Here is a 17205-nt window from a genome sequence, read left to right as displayed (position 1 = left end):
GATCGAGCGATCACTCCGGCACCTCACGCCAAGCCAGGCTCTCGGCCACTTGCACGAGCACCCGCGGAGGCAACTCGCCCATGACAATGACCTGATGGGGTCGATTGTCAGCCACGACATGGCGAACCACGGCGAGAGAGATGCCCAGGCGATGCAACCCGGGAATGAGGCGTTCGCGCCCTTCTTCGATCGGTTCGACGAACAGACTGAGCGTCGAGAGACCATCACTATAGATGCGATGGATCACTCTCCGTTCGCCCCCCTGCTGCTCCGACTCGTCGTCGAGAGGCTGATCGACGAAACCGTCAGGCAGCCAGGCAGGGAACCAAGACGGCCGCGGCGGCTCACGGTAGCGGTCCAGTATCACGCCGCCCTCATGCAAGCGTGGCGACTGGAGCTCGGTGAACTGGAACGTCTCCACGACGCGCCCACGATCATCGATGAGCTCCCGCTTCAGCGGCAATGAGGTCTCGGAATCGAGCCACAGACGCTGGCCAAAGCGCATCCCATCGAGAGGCTCGATGTCCAGTCGCACTGCACTGCGGTTGGCAATGCGCTCGTCGTGCCCCATGGTCAGTCGATAATAACGGTCAACATGCTGTGCGATTCCTGTCGGCGATACCGGCGCCTCCGAATCGGTACCGGACCCACTCATGCGGTTCATGTGACCGCTACGCTCGAAGAGAACCGGCGGCCCATCGAGGAAACGGGCGACTTCACGCTCAACGCCGTCCTGAATGTCTCGTGATAGCGCCAGTGTACGCACTCCGTCGATACCGATGCGTACCGCGCGAGCCTGGAACTCGAGACAATGGTTGGCCCACAGGCTGCGCTCAAACCACTCAAGCGGCGTCTCGGGCTCCGCCCAACCGGCCAGTTGGCGACAGTCGAATCGCTCGGCATCGGGCCGTTCCGCTATGGGTTCGGCCAAGGCAACCGGCATAGGGGCCAGAAGCGCAGCGCTGCTGAGTAGGGCCAGGCGCCTTGCGATACGCCCGCCTACCATCAGCGTTGCCCCAGTGTCTCGTTACCTGAACCACGCAACAGGGGCATCCATACGTCACCACTCCGATGGGTCGCGCCTTCGGCATGGCGGTCGAGATAGGATTGCAGCAGCCGCGCCTGCTCCTGGTCGATGCGTTGGGACTGTCGGGGATTGGGCGTCATGAACAAGGGGGAGTCGAAGCTCGCCCCTACCGGCATCAGACCCGATTGCCCGCTCGCGGCCGACGGCGAAAAGAGCGGCATGCCGACGGGGGTCGCCTGAGCACCGCTGCCCGCCTGAGCGGCAAGGCTTGGCTGTGACTGGGAGGAAGAACGACTCTCCCCGCCGGCCAACTGAGCATTACCGCCCGCACGGGTGAAGTCGTTACCTTGGTAGAACTGAACGCCAGTGATGACCATCAGGGTAACGGCGGCGGCGATGCCCGCACTGCGGGCAAAGGGGTAGGAGCGGCGCGGTGCGATAGGCGGCGCTTCCACGGCCGGAGCCGGTTCGGCTTCCAGTCGTGCCATGATACCGGCCGACAGGTCCGTGCTGACATCGATGTCATGATCCCGCCGCAGCAGGCTGCGCATCAGGTGATAGCGTCGCCATGCCTCCGCCGCATCTGGCTCGCTTTCGAGCGTCTTGAGTACTCGGCGCAGCTCGAGATCATCACCTTCGCTGTCCATCAGGGCAGAAAGCGATTCCCGTGCATTCTGACTCATTCCTTACACCCCCACATCGACAAGGCACCCTGCCTCGCTATCAATGATTCCCGGCATTCCTGACCGCACCCAACCGGAATGCCGACAGCCCATGTTGCCGCTGACATACGGCAGTCAATGCTTCAGACGTCATCGACGCGAGACAGTTCAGCGTCGAAGCGAAAACATTGTCGAAAACTTCACTCCGTTATCGATTCCCGCGTGCGCGACGTGGTCACCAGCGGCTGAATGTGCTGATCCACGGCCTCGCGGGCACGAAAGATACGTGAACGCACCGTGCCCACCGGACACTGCATGATATTGGCGATATCTTCGTAGGAGAGCCCATCGAGTTCACGCAAGGTGATAGCCGTGCGCAGGTCGTCGGGCAGATTCTCGATGGCCTCGAACACGGCCGTCTCGAGCTGGTCCCGGGCCAGCGACGACTCCGGCGTCTCGATGTCAGACAGACGTCCGGTGTGATCGAGGATCTCGGCATCGACGATATCGAGGTCACTACCGGGAGGACGCCTCCCCTTAGATACCAGGTGGTTCTTCGCCGTGTTGATGGCAATACGATACATCCAGGTATAGAAGGCGCTCTCGGCGCGAAACTTGCCGAGCGCCCGATAAGCCTTGATAAAGGCCTCCTGGGCCACATCCTGCACCTCTGCGTGGTCCTGTATATAGCGTCCAATCAGCCCGATGATCTTGTGTTGGTATTTCTTTACCAGCAGATCGAAAGCGCGTGTGTCGCCTTTCTGCGCACGCTCGACGAGCTGCTGATCGGTTTCCCGGTTACCCATTCACGCTCTCCCCGGCAGGGAGATACCCCGAAGCGGGATGAGCGACGAATGCGTCGTTAGGTAGTCTGCATGCATGGTATCAACCTGGACCCCGTTGGCCGCTGTATGTCCCTGGACGTCATCGTCCGATTCGACAAGTGTTCCTTTTTCTTGGCCGCGCATCAAGCCGGCCGCCATGCCGCCGGCGCTGTGACAATCCCGGTGCCGCCGGGTTCCGCTACGATTGCTGATTTCTTTCTCGGCGGGTGTATAGTAGTTCATCCTCTCGCCATCAACGCACCACGACACAGGTAGCAACATGTCAGATCAGCAGGTCAGCAACCTCAACGTCCTGTCGCAGGACGTACTGATCACTCCCGAAGCCCTCAAGAACGAGATCCCCCTCGGCGATGTCGCCGAGAGAACGGTGATCGAGGGACGCCGAACCATTCAGAACATTCTCGACGGCAGCGACCCACGACTGCTGGTGGTCATCGGCCCTTGCTCGATCCACGACGTCGATGCCGCCCTGGACTACGCGCGCCGCCTTCGACGCCTGGCCGATGAAGTGAAGGACAGTCTGTATGTCGTGATGCGCGTCTACTTCGAGAAGCCCCGCACCACGGTGGGCTGGAAAGGGCTGATCAACGACCCTCACCTCAATGGCTCCTTCGAGATCGAAGAGGGCCTGCACATTGCCCGCAAGTTGCTGGTCGACCTTTCCGAGCTCGGCCTGCCGCTCGCCACCGAGGCGCTGGACCCGATTTCGCCTCAGTATCTGCAGGACTGCATTAGCTGGTCGGCGATCGGCGCCCGCACCACCGAGTCCCAGACCCACCGTGAGATGTCCTCCGGCCTCTCGAGCCCAGTAGGTTTCAAGAACGGTACCGACGGCAGCCTCGACGTGGCGATCAATGCGCTGCAGTCAGTGTCGCATCCGCACAACTTCCTCGGCATCAACCAGAGCGGCCAGGTAGCGATCATTCGCACCCGTGGCAACGCCTACGCTCACGTGGTGCTGCGTGGCGGCAACGGCAAGCCCAACTACGATAGCGTCAGCGTGGCCTTGGCCGAGCAGGAACTGAACAAGGCGGGTATCAAGCCCAATATCATGATCGACTGTTCCCACGCCAACTCCAACAAGGATCCGGCACTGCAGCCGCTGGTACTGGACAACGTCACCAACCAGATCCTGGAAGGCAACACTTCCATCATGGGATTGATGGTCGAATCCAACATCGGCTGGGGCAGCCAGAAGATCCTCGACGACCACAGCCAGATGCAGTATGGGGTCTCCATTACCGATGCCTGCATCGACTGGGCGGCCACAGAGGAAACCCTGACGCGCATGGCAAGTAAGCTGGCTCCGGTGCTGGCCGAGCGTCGCCGGGGCTGACCTCGACCGCGCTTCACCAAGGCCCGCACTTGCGGGCCTTTTGCTGCTGGCTGCGGTTGAAATCTAGACGCCGTCGATCTCTCTCACGAATGGGGGTAACGCATCGAGCAATGCCTGGCCGTAGCGGCGGGTCAGCACGCGGCGGTCAAGCAGCGTGATGCGCCCCCGATCGGCCTCCTTGCGAATCAGTCGGCCGCAGGCCTGCACCAGCTTGATCGAGGCGTCGGGTACGCTTATGCGCATGAAGGGATTGCCGCCCCGGCTCTCGATCCACTCGGCCAGGGTCGCCCCCACCGGATCGTCGGGCACGGCGAACGGGAGCCGGGTGATGACCACGTGGGTGAGGTAGTCGCCGGGCAGGTCGATGCCTTCGGCGAAGCTCGCCAGGCCGAAGATCACGCTGCCCTCCCCGCCATCCACCCGGGCACGATGACGCTCGATCAGCTCGCGCTTGGGCAGTCGATCCTGGGCCAGCACCCGCTCGCGCCACTTCGCCGGCAGCGCCTTCTCCACTGCACGCAATTGGGCGCGCGACGAGAACAGCATCAGCACTGCTTCCTTCTCGCCGAGCCCGCTGACGAAATCGACGATGGCCCGCTCGTGGGCGTCGCGGTCGCCGGGATCCACGGCCTCGCGCGGCACGCTGAGTACCGCCCGAGAGTAATCGAAGGGGCTCGGCAAGCGCTGATAGCGGTAGCGATTGGCCAGTCCGGCGCGTTCCTGCAGGCGCTCGAAGCGGCCAAGCGCGGTAAGCGTAGCCGAGGTCACCACGGCACCGAAGCAGCTTCCCCACAGACTCTTGGCCAGGGTCGGCGCCGCCGACACGGGGCTCGCCGAGAAGACCAGCTCAGGATCGCTGCCGAAGCGCTCCAGCGTCAGCCAACGCGCTCTCGGCGCCTCGCCTTCCACATCGGTCTCGGCATAGGCCTCCCACAGCCCATACGCCTCCAGCGCACGGCCATGCAACAGCGCTAACAGCGGCAGCCAGGCCTCGGCCTGTTCGCGTTCGAGCCCGGTATGTTTGTCGGGATCGAGGCTCTCCCGCAGGATGTCGCTCATGGTTTCCAACGTGCGTGAAAGCTCGGCGAAGCCCACCAGAAGGTTGCCGGCATGCTCGCGCAGGGCATCGGGAACGCGCCCCATCTCGAAGCGGTATTGATGGTTCTCCTCGCCCTCTTCCAGTCCATGCTGGCGCCCGGCCAACTGATGGCCAAGGCAAAACGCTTCGCCCAGGCGCGGCTCCAGCGCGGCAATGGTTTCCGGCAGCCCGGACAACAGCCGCGCCAGGGTCGGCTGTATTGCCAGCGCCTGGTTGAGCTCGGTCAGAGACTTCTTCAGGTTGCCCAGCCAGCGCAGCGTGCCGTTGATGCCCACGCGGTGGGCGAAATGATTCAGTGCCTTGTCCGGCAGATGGTGGCCTTCATCGAAGACGTAGATGCAGTCGCCGGGGGGCGGCAGCACCACGCCGCCGCCCAGCGACAGGTCGGCCAGCACGAGGTCGTGGTTGGCGACGATGATATCGGCACTCTCCAGATCGCGGCGCGCACGGAAGAAGGCACAGGCGCCGAAATGGCCGCAGCGGCGGTTGGTACACTGACGATGATCGATGGTCAGGCGCCGCCAGTCGGTATCGTCGATGGATTCCGGCCAACTCTCGCGATCCCCTTCCCAACGACCGCTGCCATAGGCTTCGGCCATCTCCTGCACCAGCGCCTGGAAATGATCGCCGGCGCCCTGGGCCAGGCTCTGCTCGAACAGCGACAAGGTGGGATTGTCCTCGACGCCATCAAGGACCTGCTCAAGGCGTGTCAGACAGACGTAGCGACCGCGACCCTTGGCCAGGGCATAGTCGAAGTCGAGGCCGCTGTGGGTCTTGAGGGCCGGCAGGTCCTGCAGCAGCACTTGTTCCTGCAAGGCGATGGTGGCGGTGGCCACCACCAGGCGCTTGCCCCTGGCCTTGGCCACCGGCAGTGCCGCCAGCAGGTAGGCCAGGGTCTTGCCGGTGCCGGTGCCCGCCTCGAGCACGCAGACGTGCTCATCGGAGACCCGACGGCCGCTGTCGTCTGCCTCGATGGCGCTGAGCGTGCGAGCGATCTCGGCGATCATCAGCCGCTGGCCGTAGCGTGGCGTCAGCCCCTGGGCCTCCAGCACGCGACGGTAGGCGCCCTGTATCTCGCCCTTGAGGGCCTCGTCGAGCATGGCCTCACTCTCTAGAGAACTTGGGGAAACGGCTTCGAGCAAACCGGAGCTCAACGACTGCCAGGGAGCCCTTGGCGGTGAATCCGGAGCCGTCGACAGGTTTACGAGGAGGCGCTGTGAACCCGTCCCTGGGCGCTACTTTTGCCATCCCTGGCAAAAGACCTCCTCTTCAACCTGTCCCCGGCCCCTGTGCAGCAAGGCAGCAAGCCGTTACAGCAGCCCCTCGGGTGGATGCTCGCAGGGCAGCTTGTCCTGGATGTAGCGCTCGATCTCGGGCAGCGAAAAGGCGTCCTCCTCGCCGACGAAGCTGATCGACACCCCAGTGGCCCCGGCTCGGCCGGTACGACCGATACGGTGGACGTAGTCCTCCGGATCCTCGGGCAGGGTGTAGTTGATCACATGGCTGACATCCTCGATATGGATGCCGCGACCGGCCACATCGGTGGCCACCAACACCTGCACCTCACCCTCGCGGAAGCGCTCCAGGGTCTTGATGCGCTGATTCTGCGGCACGTCGCCGGAGAGCATCGCCACGTTGATGTCGGCCTTCTTGAGCAGCCCTTCGAGCTTGCGCACCAGATCGCGGCGGTTGCCGAACACCATCACCCGGTCGAAGCTCTCCTGCTTGAGGAGATTGATCAGCAGCTTCGGCTTGTCATCGTCGCTGACCATGTAGACGCGCTGATCGATGTTGGCCTTGTTGTCGACCGTAACCTCGATCTCGACGTGGGTCGGCTGGTGGGTCCACTGGCTGGCCAGGTTGAGAATGTCCTGGGAGAACGTCGCCGAGAACAGGAAGGTCTGCCGCTCTTCCTTCTTTGGCGTATGGCGGATGATGCGCTTGACGTCGGGAATGAAGCCCATCGACAGCATGCGGTCGGCCTCGTCGAGCACCAGAATCTCGACCTGGGTGAGATCCACGTCGCGCTTCTCGTGAAAGTCGAGCAAGCGCCCCGGCGTGGCCACCAGGATGTCGAGCTTCTTGCCCAGGTGTTCGCGCTGCTTCTGGTAGTCCATGCCGCCGACGACGCTTGCCACGTTGAGGTCGGTGAAACGCGCCAGCGCCTTGGCATCCTTCTCGATCTGCAGCGCCAGCTCACGGGTCGGCGCCACGATCAGGGCCCGCGGCGCGCCCGGCTTCTGCCCGTCCGGTGCTTCCTCCTCGAGGAAGTAGGCCAGTATCGAAATCAGGAAGGCAGCGGTCTTGCCGGTGCCGGTCTGGGCCTTGCCGACCACGTCGCCGCCCAGCAGCGTGTGGGTCAGCGCCTCGGCCTGGATCGGCGTGCAGTACTCGAAGCCCAGAGCATGGATGGCGCGCATCAGCGGCAAGGGCAGATCGAAGTCGTGAAAGCGCCACTTGCCCGCCACGGCAGGCACCTGAAACTGGCGCAGATCCCAGTTCGACTGGCGGCGGCGCGGCTTGCGACGACGACGCTTGGGCTTGCGGTTCTCGGCCGGGGCTGTGGTCTGTTCCGACTCGCTCATAGGCTATGTATCACGTCCGTAGCAATGGATGAACTTTGTACAGCCGCATATTGTACCAGCCTATGGCGTCGAGGGCGCGCCTCTTGCATTGGACTGGTAGAATGGCGCTTTGCTGCCACTCGACACCCATTGGAGCCAGGCCCGATGACACGCCGCAAGAAGACTCGCTCGCTGGCCGACAAGGTGACCATCCGCACCGGCAAGCGCAAGGACTACAAGAAATGGCGCCATGAGAATCCCGACCAGGTGACCTCATCGCGCCGCTTCACCCAGAAGAAACGCCAACAGCGCAAGCTGCAGGCAGCGCGCAAGCTGGCCCGCCAGGAACAAGGCGCCAGCATCGACATCCATCCGGAAGGTACATCAACATCCAGCGAGGAGCGCGACGAGTGATACGCCTGGTCTCGTTCAACATAAACGGGCTGCGCGCCCGCCTGCACCAGCTCGAGGCGCTAATCGCCGCCCACCAGCCGCTAGTGATCGGGCTGCAGGAAACCAAGGTCCACGACGACGAGTTCCCTCGCGAGGCAGTCGAGGCCATGGGCTACCACGTCCACTATCACGGCCAGAAAGGCCACTACGGCGTGGCCCTGATGTGTCACAAGGCGCTCTGTCCCAGCGGGCCGGAGGAGGTCTTCTTCGGTCTGCCCGACGATGGCGAGGAGTCCCAGCGACGCTTGATCGGGGCGCGCTTGCGTACCGCCGATGGCGAGACGCTGACCGTGTGGAACGGCTACTTTCCCCAGGGCGAAAATGTCGACCACCCGACCAAGTTTCCCAACAAGCGCGAGTTCTACGCCCAGTTGCTCCGATTACTGCACGAGCGGCACCGCCCCGACGAGCGGCTGGCGGTGATGGGGGATTTCAATATCTCCCCCGAGGATATCGACATCGGCATCGGCGAAGACAACCGCAAGCGCTGGCTACGCGAAGGCAAGACCAGCTTCCAACCCATCGAACGGGAGTGGCTGGGCACACTCAAGGCGTGGGGGCTCACCGACAGCTATCGCGTACGCTACCCCGAGGCGGATGACCGCTTCAGCTGGTTCGACTACCGCTCCCGTGGCTTCGAACGCGAGCCCAGGCGCGGGCTGCGCATCGACTACATCCTGGTGACCGATTCCTTGGCCAAGCAGGTGCGTGACGCCGGCATCGACTACGACTTGCGCGGCATGGAGCGACCTTCTGACCACGCCCCGGTGTGGACCGACTTCGACATCTGAAACCTTGATACCTCGACCCGCAGGGGAAGCCCCTCGCTAACGGGTCGAGAGCCAGCGCGGATCAACTTCAGCTCCATGATGCTGTGCTTGCTGCATGGCCTGTCGGGCCAGCTCGACTTGTCCCCAGGCATGGGCCAGCAGGCCCAGGCGCCGCCAGTCCGAGCCTTCTCCACTGAGCCTGGCCACCTCGCGCCAGGTCCCGAGCGCCCGCTCACGATCGCGGGCTTCCTCCCAGGCCCGGGCCAGCAGGCGGCGGTTGGCCAGGGTGTCGGGTAGTGCCCCGTCTGCCAGCGCCGCCTCCAGGTATTCAGCGGCACGAGCCGGGGTACCGGCTGCCAGATTCAGTTCGATGCGCTTGCGCAGATCCTCCTCGCCGGATAGCACTCCCAGCCGCCAGCCGGCCTCCCAGAGCGCCGCAGCCCGCTGTGCATCGCCAGCTCCATGGGCCAAAGCTGCGGCACGCCGCCAGGCTTCGGGCTCGGCTTGAGCGGTTAACGAAGCTTCCAGCCTTGCCAGCGCCTGCTCGCCGCGTCCGGCTCGCTGGAACACGGTGGCCGCAAGCGCCTGCCGACGCTCGCCCGGGGCCGGGTCGTCGGCCATTGCGCGCTCGACCCACTGCGCCGCTTCCTCCCAGCGCTCCAGCTCCGCCAAGGCACGCGCCAGGCGCCAACGCTCGTCGGGGCTGCCGTCGTGTCGCTCGAGCCAGTCGAGCCACAGCGTCACTGCCTCTTCGGTTTCGCCGACGGCCAAGCGCAGCCTTGCTTCCTCACGCAGCCAGCGATCACGCTGCGTCTGCGGTGCCTCCTGGGTTCTGCGGGCCTGGCGCAGATGGTCGGCAGCCGCCTCGTTGCGCCCTGCCCCGGCTTCGGCGCCGGCCGCCAACTGGTGATAAAGCGCGCTGGCCCAGCGGTCGGCGGCATTGCCCCCCTCGAGCCGCTGCGCCTGGGCACGGGCGTGCTGGCTCACGCTGGCGTGTTCACCCTGCTGCAGCTGTGCATGCAACCGCTCGAGATCGGCAATGATATCGCCGGGAAGCGGCGGGGCTTGAGCCGCCGCCGAAGCGGCTACCAGCAGTCCGGCACAGAGCGCAAGACCGCAGGCCACGAGACGTCGTACGACACGCATTGGCATGGCTTACCTCAACTGAAATTCGAGGCGCTGACGCGCACGGCGTATGCCGCTGGCGGGCTCGAACTGCCAGCGCGCCACGGCCTGCTCGGCGGCCGAATCGAATACGTTGCGCGGTTGCGATTCGACCACACGGATGGAGGAGCGATCGACGCTACCGTCGGGGCGAATCAGAAACTGCAACTCTACGTGTCCCTCCAAGCCACGCCGCTGGGCACGCGAGGGGTACTCCGGCGGTACGCGGTTGGTCGGCGTGATCTGGCCGACATCCACCGGCCCTTGCTCGGCGGGCGCAGGCTCGGCCGAAGCCGCACTGGGTGCCGACGACGGGCTCGGCTGGGGAGACGGCGCGGGTTCGGGCGTCGGCTGCGGAACCGGCTCAGGCGCTGGCCGAGGTGGCGGATCGGGCTCCGGCGGCGGTTCCGGCCGGGCCTCGCTGAGCTCGGGCAGGCTGGTATCGAGCTCAAGCGGCTCCACCGGCTCCGGCGGAAGCTCCGGCTCGGGCATCGCGATCGTGCTCTCCAGCGGGGGTAACGGCTCCGGCTGCGGAGGGGTGGTCGCTTCGACCTGAGGAGGCGGAGGCTCCGCTACGGGCTCGACCACCTCCTCCACAACGTCGGGCGCCTCGACCATCGTCATGGTCAGGTTCTCGTCGATCACGTCGAACTCCTCCTCGGGCGGCGTGACCAACAAGCCCAGCAGCCAGAAGAGCAGCAGTGCGAGCGCCACTCCGCCCAGCGATGAGAACGGTATCCGCGTCACGACCGGCTCCGGCTGGCAGCGACCGCGACCTGTTCCACACCGGCTTCGCGGATGTGATCCATCACCTCGATCAGCAGGCCGGTGGTCGAGTCGCGGTCGGCCTGGATCACCACCGAGCCGTCATCGCTCACCAGACCGGCCACCTCGGCACCGACGCGATGCAGGTCTACCGCGCGGCCGTCGACCCACACCGCCCCTTCCGGCGTAATGGCGACCATTACCTGGGCATCGGGCCTTGGGGAAGCGGCACTCGATTCGGGTCGCTCGATCTCCACCCCGCTCTCCTTGATGAAGCTGGTGGTGACGATGAAGAAGATCAGCATGATGAAGACGACGTCCAGCATCGGCGTCAGGTTGACTTCGCTGGCTTCACCGTCGTCGGCGCCAAGGCGGCGTCTACGCATCGTTATCCTCCACGGCGCGAGCCAAGCGGTCGTGCAGCCGCTGGTCCTCGCGACGAATGATGTGCTCGAGGCGACTGGTGAACAGCAGCCCCACCACCGCCACCGCCATACCGGTCAGAGTGGGCAGAGTGGCACGGGCCACGCCATCGGCCATGGCGCGGGCCTGGCTGGTATCGGCCATCGCCAGGCTATCGAATACGGCGATCATGCCGGTCACGGTACCCAGCAGGCCCAGCAGTGGACACAGCGCCACCAGCAGCCTGAGCCACGGCAGCGGCCGGCGCAGCCGCCCGATCAGTTCCCGCACCCAGGCTTCGCGCAAGGTCAGTGCACTCCAGCTCAAATGGTCCTGGCGCGCCGCCCAGCGCGCGATCAGGGCACGCCTCGCCCGTCGGTAGGTGATGCGGAAATACCACACCCGCTCCAGTGCCAGGCTGAACAGCAGCGTTGCCACCAGGGCGATCACTACCAGAACCGCTCCGCCCGCCTCGACCAGGCGCTGCAGTGGCTCAAGCCAGAGCGGGATCACGGCGCGTGCTCCCGGTGACGCTATCGGGCCCGTGCGGGCGCTGCTCGAGCTGCTCGGCCAGGGCAGCGCTCGCCTGACCCTCGACCAAGCCGGCCAGCTGTCGGCTACGGCCCGCCAGTGCCGTGTGGGCGAACAGCAGCGGCACGGCGGTGATCAGGCCCAGCACGGTGGTGACCAGCGCCTGGCTGATGCCGCCCGCCATCAGCTGTGGATCGCCGGTACCGAACACGGTGATCGCCTGGAAAGTCACGATCATACCGGTCACGGTGCCCAGCAACCCCAGTAACGGTGCCACGGCAGCCAGCAGCTTGACGATCGGCTGACCGCGCTCGAGGCGCGGCAGCTCCGCCAGTACTGCTTCATCGAGGCGTGCTTCCAGCGCTTCCGGCACGGGGTCGTCTCTCAGCGCACGAAAACGCAGCAGCACGCGACCCAGCGGGTTGTCTTCACGCAGGGTGTCGAGATCATGCAATTGGCGCCGCATGGCCAGCGTCACCTTGAGCAAGTAGCCATACTGCAGCAATGCCACCAGCAGGCCGATGGCGCCGAGCCCGACCACCACATAACCCACGGCTCCCCCCTGGTGGAAGCGCTCGAGCAGACTGGGACGCTGCGCCAAGGCTGACATCACCTCGCCCCCTGTCGGGTCCAACGAAAGTGCGCGCGCTTCGCCGGCATGAAATGCCGCCAGGCCGTCGACTACTTCGGACGGCGTACGCTCGACCACCGACAGGGCACCGTCTTCGGCGCCACGTCGCAGCAGATGGCTATCGGTAAAGGCCGCAAAGTCGCCCAGACGTACGATTTCACGGGAAGCGATTTCGCCACTGGCGTCCGCCACCGGTGCCTGGAAACGGACCACCCGGCCGGTATCGGCAGTCAGCGCAATCAGGCTATCGGCAAAGGCCTCCAACTGCTCGAGCTCGAGCACCTCGGTATCGCCCAGGCGCGGCGGCAGTTCGGGACCACCCACGACGAGCCAGCTATCCGCCAGGCTATCGCGCAGCTCGCCGCTATGCTGCTTCAGTGACGCCAGGATCGCCTCGAGGTCATCCCCCTGCTCATCCTGGCGGACTGCCAACGCTTCGGCTCGCTCGGCCTGCGCAGCCTCTCTCTGGCGTAACTCTGCGTTACGCTCCTCGGCTTCCGCGTGGGCGGCACGGGCCTCTTGAAGGGCGGCTTCGAGCGCTTCGCGATCTTCCACCAGCTCGGCCAGGCGCGCACGGTCGCGAGCTTCGGCAGCTTCGCGCTCGGCACGCAGGCTTTCTAGTGGGTCCGATTGGGCTTGCGCCTGTGCCTGGCCCAGGCAGACGCTTAGCGTGAGTGTTGCCAACAGGGTCGCGGCAAACCGTGTCGCTTTCATGTGTCGTCCTCCACTGACTCAAGCGGCTGCGATAGCGGCACATTGAGCAGTTCCGGGGCGCGGCGGTCACGCGCGATGCGCAGCCCGTTGCGAACCTCACGCCGCTGCGCCTCATCGAGCGCCGCCCAGCTTCCCGCATCGGCCTGCCAGAACCGCCCGGCACGGCCATCCGGCGTAAGGTAATAGAAACCCACGCGCCCCAGGCGCAGGTAATCCACCTCGCGGCGCGACTCGCCTTCGCCGAGGTAGCCGCGCCAGGCATCGACGTCACGTCCGTAGTCCAGCTCGGCACGCCAGGCTTCGATGATCCGCTCCCAGCGCTCGGCGACGGACAGCTCACCGGCTTGGCTTTGGCTGCGCAAGCTGGCAACCCGCGCCAGGCGCTCCTGACGCAGGAACGGCATGTCGCTCTCGATCCACTGCTCGAGTCGATCGACCAAGCGCGCCTCCAGCGCCGGCAAGGCGTCGCGCGTCTCTTCCAGGGTATCCAAGGCCTGCTCACGACGGTTCAGTGACTCCGCCTGGCGCTCGATTCGCGGGGCGAGCTCGGCATTCTCGCGTGCCAGGCGGCGTTCGGCGCGCTCCAGCTCGCGCAGCTCCTCAAGCATCGCCCGCGAGGCATCGTCGGCGGCATCGATGCGCGCCTGCAGTTCAGCCTGGCTGCGCTGAGCCTGCCTGGCCTCTTCATGGATTTCGGGTTCGGCATTGGCCGCAGTGGCAAGCCCCAGCCAGAGCAAACAGACGAGGCAGGGTTGGCGAAACGATCTCACTGGCTACTCCCGAGACGTGAAATGGCGAACGGTCGCCTTGGGTTAGGCGGTGTCAGATGATGCCACTAATGATAATTGTTATCAATCCAGCAAACCACAACACCGCGATACCACTCCCCTCCTTTTCAGCGCCCGACGCAGCAAAATCAGCTTAGGAATTGCGCCAAGAAATGTGCGCTTTTCATCCCAAGCGAAACGAAACGGAGCGATATATTTGTACCGTCCTGCCCGTTAGAACGATGCCAGGGACGACAATGGGCGAATGACTGCCCGGCCAGGCGACCGCAATCCCTTGTGCTCGCCGGTGCTTGTCTTCTACCGCAGCCGACACTCTGCCCGCCCCCGGCGGCCTGCTTCATTACTAGCAATGGCGGTAGCTCCATGCGTCCCTTCATCGATGCCTCTCTCAGCAGCCAATGGAACGGCGGCTTCGTGATGGAGATCTTCATCTCCAACCAGGGAACCCAACCGATCGTCGACAACCAGGTCAGCTTCACGCTGGACGGCACCATAACTGATATCTGGGGTGGCGTGATCGACGCCTACAGCGACGACCGCTATGCCATCGTCGACGACGATACCGACAACGACATCGCCCCGGGCGAGACAGTTCGCTTCAAGTTCAAGGTACTGACCGAAAGCGGCCTGATGCCCTCCGACGTGACCGTGAACGGGGTAACACCGGAATTTTCGGCCGAGGCGGAGACACTGCTGGCCAGCGAGCCGCTCGAGACGCAGGCGGTCGAATCCAGCCTGTTCGATGCTAACGGAGAGGCCACCGTCGGTCCCGGCATCACCGCTGCCGAACTGCAGGCGCTGGTCGACGCGGCACCGGAAGGCGCTGTCCTGCACCTGGCTGCCGGCGACTATCGCTTCGACACCATGATCAGCGTCTCTCGCTCCGACATCAGCCTCGTCGGGGCTGGACGCGGAGAGACGCGCATCACGTTCACCGACGAGGCCCTTGCCACGGGCGCCTCCCATGGCTTCCTGGCTGAGAGCAAGACGACCCAGTTCGCCGGCTACCTCAAGCAGAACGCCGCCATGGGCGAAGATACCCTGTCGCTCAAGACCGACCATGGCTTGCAGGCCGGTGATACCGTGCGTATCTGGCAGGACAACACGCAGGAGTATTTCGACGAGATCGGCGACACCTCCTGGCAGCAGCTCAACGCTCCGTTGCGCACCAGCATGGCCAAGGTGATGGCTGTCGATGGCGGCACAGTCACCCTCGATCGTGGTGTGCACTTCGATTTCGACAGCGGCGCCGCCAAGGTCCAGCGCTACGATGCGCTGGAGAACGTGACCCTCAAGGGGTTCTCGGTGGGCTTCGAGCTAGGAGTGCCGAACAAGGCCGACTTCAGCAACACGCTTACCCACCTGACCGACTATCAGGCGATCAAACTCAACGGCACCGTGGGTGCCCACATCAGCGACATCGAAGTGCTCAACGGTCCTTCCACCGCCTTCGAGTTCGCGCTCTCTCTCGACCTGCAGGCCGATTCACTTGGCGCCCATGGGGCCTTCAACAAGGGCAGCGGCGGTAACGGCTATGCCTTCGAGCTACGCGAAAGCTATGACGGCGTTTACACGCAGCTCGAGGACACAGGCATGCGCCATAGCGTACTGTTCTCCTCGTGGCGCTCATCGGTCGGCAACGACATCCACGTGACGTCCACGGATCGCGACATCAACTTCCACGGTGGCCAGGATCACGGCAATACCGTGCACGTCGAGCAGTCGATTCGTGACGCGGATGCCGATGGGCTGTCTCCCGTGGTCTGGTACAACGAAGGCGGGCACAGCTTCGGGTCCATCACCGAGGCCGGCGCCAACCAGATCACCTTCGACTACGTCATCGGCTCGCGCCGTGACGACATCATTCAAGGGACCGACAATGGCGTCTATCTCGATGGCGCTCTGGGCCATGACACTCTGTTCGGCGGTACCGGGAACGATATCCTGCGAGGCGGTCTCGGCAACGACCTTCTTGACGGCGGCGCCGGCTTCGACATTGCCCACATGGAGCAGAACCACGACGCCTACACCGTTCAGTTCAATGAGGACGGCAGCGTCCAACTGGCAGGGGGCAGCAGCGACGCCGATACCTTGATCGGTATCGAAAGGGTGCTATTCGCCGATGGCATCGAGCTCGATGTCCCCAGCCGGACCTTCGCCCAGGGAGAGCAACCGAACGTCCCCACACCGGATGAGATTCTCTCTGACTCGGCTGAGGACACCAGCGACACCACCGTGTCGTCACCGACCTCGAGCATCATCGAGCCCGAACCGGCGCTTGCCGAAGAGCCAGTAGACGAACCGATTATCATCGCCAGCGCAATGGAGGTCGGGCTGAGCGTGGTCAGCCGCTGGCTCGGCGGCTACGTGATGCGCGTGGAGATCGCCAACCGCTCGAGCAGCGATGTGGCCAGCCCCGAGATCACCTTCACGCTGCCAGCGGACGTCACCACCTTTTACGGTGCCACCTTGCTGGAACGTGACGGCGATACTTATCGGATCGCCTATGATGGCAGCGACACGCTCCAGGCGGACAGCATCATGCGCTTCTCCTTCAAGGCGTATGCACCGGTGAGCGAGGCGCCGGCTTCACTCGCCCTGAACGGAACGGAGCTATCGCTCTATCCGCAGGCTCTGATTGCCGGCGAGGCGGCAGATTCCGAACTGATGGACGTTCTCTACCCCGCCCCAACGGCAGCTGACTTTCTGGCCCTTACCAGCAATATCACCAAGACCTGGTCGGGCGGCTACATGACCGAGGTGCTGGTAACCAATACCTCCGATGTGACCATCGACCAGCCTTCGTTGAGCTTCAGCCTGCCCGGAACCATTACCGACATGTGGAATGGCGAGTTTCTTGCCACTGACGAAGGCTATGTCGTCAGCGCCATCAATGGCGGAGCGGTACTGGATCCCGGCGAGACATGGCGCGTTTCCTACAAGGTCCGCGACGACAGCTACGCCCTGCCTGACAATCTCAATGCCGAAGGCGAGCTGTTAGGCGTGCCCACCATGGAAGACGATGGCCTGATCGGCACCGAGGGCGAAGACACCCTGCAAGGCACGGCGGCTAGCGATACTCTCTACGGTGGCCTGGGGAGCGACAGACTGACCGGCGGTGCAGGCGGCGATCACTTCGTCTATCTCTCGACCTTCGAGTCCACGGCATTCGACAGCGATATCATTGTCGATTTTGATCGCAGCGAAGGTGACCTGATCGACCTCTCAGGCATCGATGCCGACCTCGCCACCGAAGGCGAACAGGCGTTCTCTTGGGTCGGCAACGCGGCCTTCAGTGGGACGGCGGGCGAGCTACGCAACGAAGGCGGTCAGGTCCAGGGCGACGTCAACGGCGACGGCGTCGTTGATATACAGGTCGACGTGCTGGGCGTCGACAGCCTGCGCGCCGACGACTTCATGCTCTAGGCATCGCGAGCTGCAGGACTCTCTCGGA

At 64.4% G+C, this 17205-nt stretch carries 15 protein-coding genes; 4 read left to right on the top strand and 11 right to left on the bottom strand.

What is annotated here, in order from left to right; translation table 11 throughout:
* Positions 1-10 precede the first annotated feature (10 nt).
* The 3 genes from HNO53_RS08530 to rpoE form a co-directional block, all read right to left on the bottom strand.
* The gene (locus HNO53_RS08530; RefSeq protein WP_242597578.1) at positions 11-931 is read right to left on the bottom strand and encodes a MucB/RseB C-terminal domain-containing protein; all 921 of its coding nucleotides are present in this window, start codon (positions 929-931) and stop codon (positions 11-13) included.
* Between the two features lie 74 nt (positions 932-1005).
* Positions 1006-1710 (bottom strand): sigma-E factor negative regulatory protein, encoded by a 705-nt coding sequence (locus HNO53_RS08525; protein WP_209477803.1) that lies wholly within the window; start codon positions 1708-1710, stop codon positions 1006-1008.
* A 179-nt stretch (positions 1711-1889) separates the two neighbouring features.
* Positions 1890-2495, bottom strand: a complete 606-nt coding sequence (rpoE, locus tag HNO53_RS08520) for an RNA polymerase sigma factor RpoE (RefSeq protein WP_197450503.1) — start codon at positions 2493-2495, stop codon at positions 1890-1892.
* Positions 2496-2793: 298 nt separating this feature from the next.
* On the opposite strand from rpoE, the gene HNO53_RS08515 reads away from it, so the two are divergent.
* A complete protein-coding gene (locus HNO53_RS08515) occupies positions 2794-3870 on the top strand; it encodes a 3-deoxy-7-phosphoheptulonate synthase (protein ID WP_209477802.1) in 1077 nt (358 codons plus the stop codon).
* Between the two features lie 63 nt (positions 3871-3933).
* Here the strand turns inward: HNO53_RS08515 and dinG are convergent, their stop codons facing one another.
* Together dinG and rhlB are read right to left on the bottom strand one after the other, a co-directional pair.
* On the bottom strand, positions 3934-6069 hold the full coding sequence (dinG, locus tag HNO53_RS08510) for an ATP-dependent DNA helicase DinG (RefSeq protein WP_209477800.1): 2136 nt from the start codon (positions 6067-6069) through the stop codon (positions 3934-3936).
* 210 nt (positions 6070-6279) lie between these two features.
* Positions 6280-7554, bottom strand: a complete 1275-nt coding sequence (gene rhlB / locus HNO53_RS08505; protein ID WP_209477798.1) for an ATP-dependent RNA helicase RhlB — start codon at positions 7552-7554, stop codon at positions 6280-6282.
* A 144-nt stretch (positions 7555-7698) separates the two neighbouring features.
* On the opposite strand from rhlB, the gene HNO53_RS08500 reads away from it, so the two are divergent.
* Together HNO53_RS08500 and xthA are read left to right on the top strand one after the other, a co-directional pair.
* Entirely contained in the window at positions 7699-7947 is a 249-nt protein-coding gene (locus tag HNO53_RS08500) for a hypothetical protein (RefSeq protein WP_209477796.1), read from the top strand.
* Positions 7947-8777, top strand: a complete 831-nt coding sequence (gene xthA / locus HNO53_RS08495; RefSeq protein ID WP_209478577.1) for an exodeoxyribonuclease III — start codon at positions 7947-7949, stop codon at positions 8775-8777. The genes HNO53_RS08500 and xthA overlap by 1 nt, the downstream gene beginning before the upstream one ends.
* Positions 8778-8813: 36 nt before the next feature.
* Here the strand turns inward: xthA and HNO53_RS08490 are convergent, their stop codons facing one another.
* From HNO53_RS08490 to HNO53_RS08465, 6 genes are read right to left on the bottom strand one after another with little or no spacing between them, the layout of a single operon-like run.
* The gene (locus tag HNO53_RS08490; RefSeq protein ID WP_242597577.1) at positions 8814-9908 is read right to left on the bottom strand and encodes a tetratricopeptide repeat protein; all 1095 of its coding nucleotides are present in this window, start codon (positions 9906-9908) and stop codon (positions 8814-8816) included.
* 3 nt (positions 9909-9911) lie between these two features.
* Positions 9912-10667: an energy transducer TonB gene (locus HNO53_RS08485; RefSeq protein WP_209477794.1), complete on the bottom strand. Its 756-nt coding sequence runs from the start codon at positions 10665-10667 to the stop codon at positions 9912-9914.
* Positions 10664-11071 carry an ExbD/TolR family protein gene (locus tag HNO53_RS08480; RefSeq protein WP_209477793.1) on the bottom strand — a complete coding sequence of 136 codons (408 nt, stop codon included), beginning with the start codon at positions 11069-11071 and terminating at the stop codon, positions 10664-10666. Before HNO53_RS08480 ends, HNO53_RS08485 begins: the two co-directional genes overlap by 4 nt.
* Complete coding sequence (locus tag HNO53_RS08475) at positions 11064-11597, bottom strand: MotA/TolQ/ExbB proton channel family protein (protein ID WP_209478575.1); 534 nt, start codon at positions 11595-11597, stop codon at positions 11064-11066. The genes HNO53_RS08480 and HNO53_RS08475 overlap by 8 nt, the downstream gene beginning before the upstream one ends.
* Positions 11581-12963: a MotA/TolQ/ExbB proton channel family protein gene (locus HNO53_RS08470; RefSeq protein WP_209477791.1), complete on the bottom strand. Its 1383-nt coding sequence runs from the start codon at positions 12961-12963 to the stop codon at positions 11581-11583. Before HNO53_RS08470 ends, HNO53_RS08475 begins: the two co-directional genes overlap by 17 nt.
* The gene (locus HNO53_RS08465) at positions 12960-13733 is read right to left on the bottom strand and encodes a DUF3450 domain-containing protein (protein ID WP_209477789.1); all 774 of its coding nucleotides are present in this window, start codon (positions 13731-13733) and stop codon (positions 12960-12962) included. The genes HNO53_RS08470 and HNO53_RS08465 overlap by 4 nt, the downstream gene beginning before the upstream one ends.
* A gap of 381 nt (positions 13734-14114) precedes the next feature.
* Between HNO53_RS08465 and HNO53_RS08460 the strand changes: the two genes are divergently transcribed.
* Entirely contained in the window at positions 14115-17177 is a 3063-nt protein-coding gene (locus HNO53_RS08460) for a cellulose binding domain-containing protein (protein WP_209477787.1), read from the top strand.
* Positions 17178-17205 lie beyond the last annotated feature (28 nt).

This window comes from Billgrantia antri (genome assembly GCF_017868935.1).
In the GTDB taxonomy this organism is placed as follows: domain Bacteria; phylum Pseudomonadota; class Gammaproteobacteria; order Pseudomonadales; family Halomonadaceae; genus Halomonas; species Halomonas antri.
This window is presented reverse-complemented; position numbering and strand designations above follow the sequence as displayed.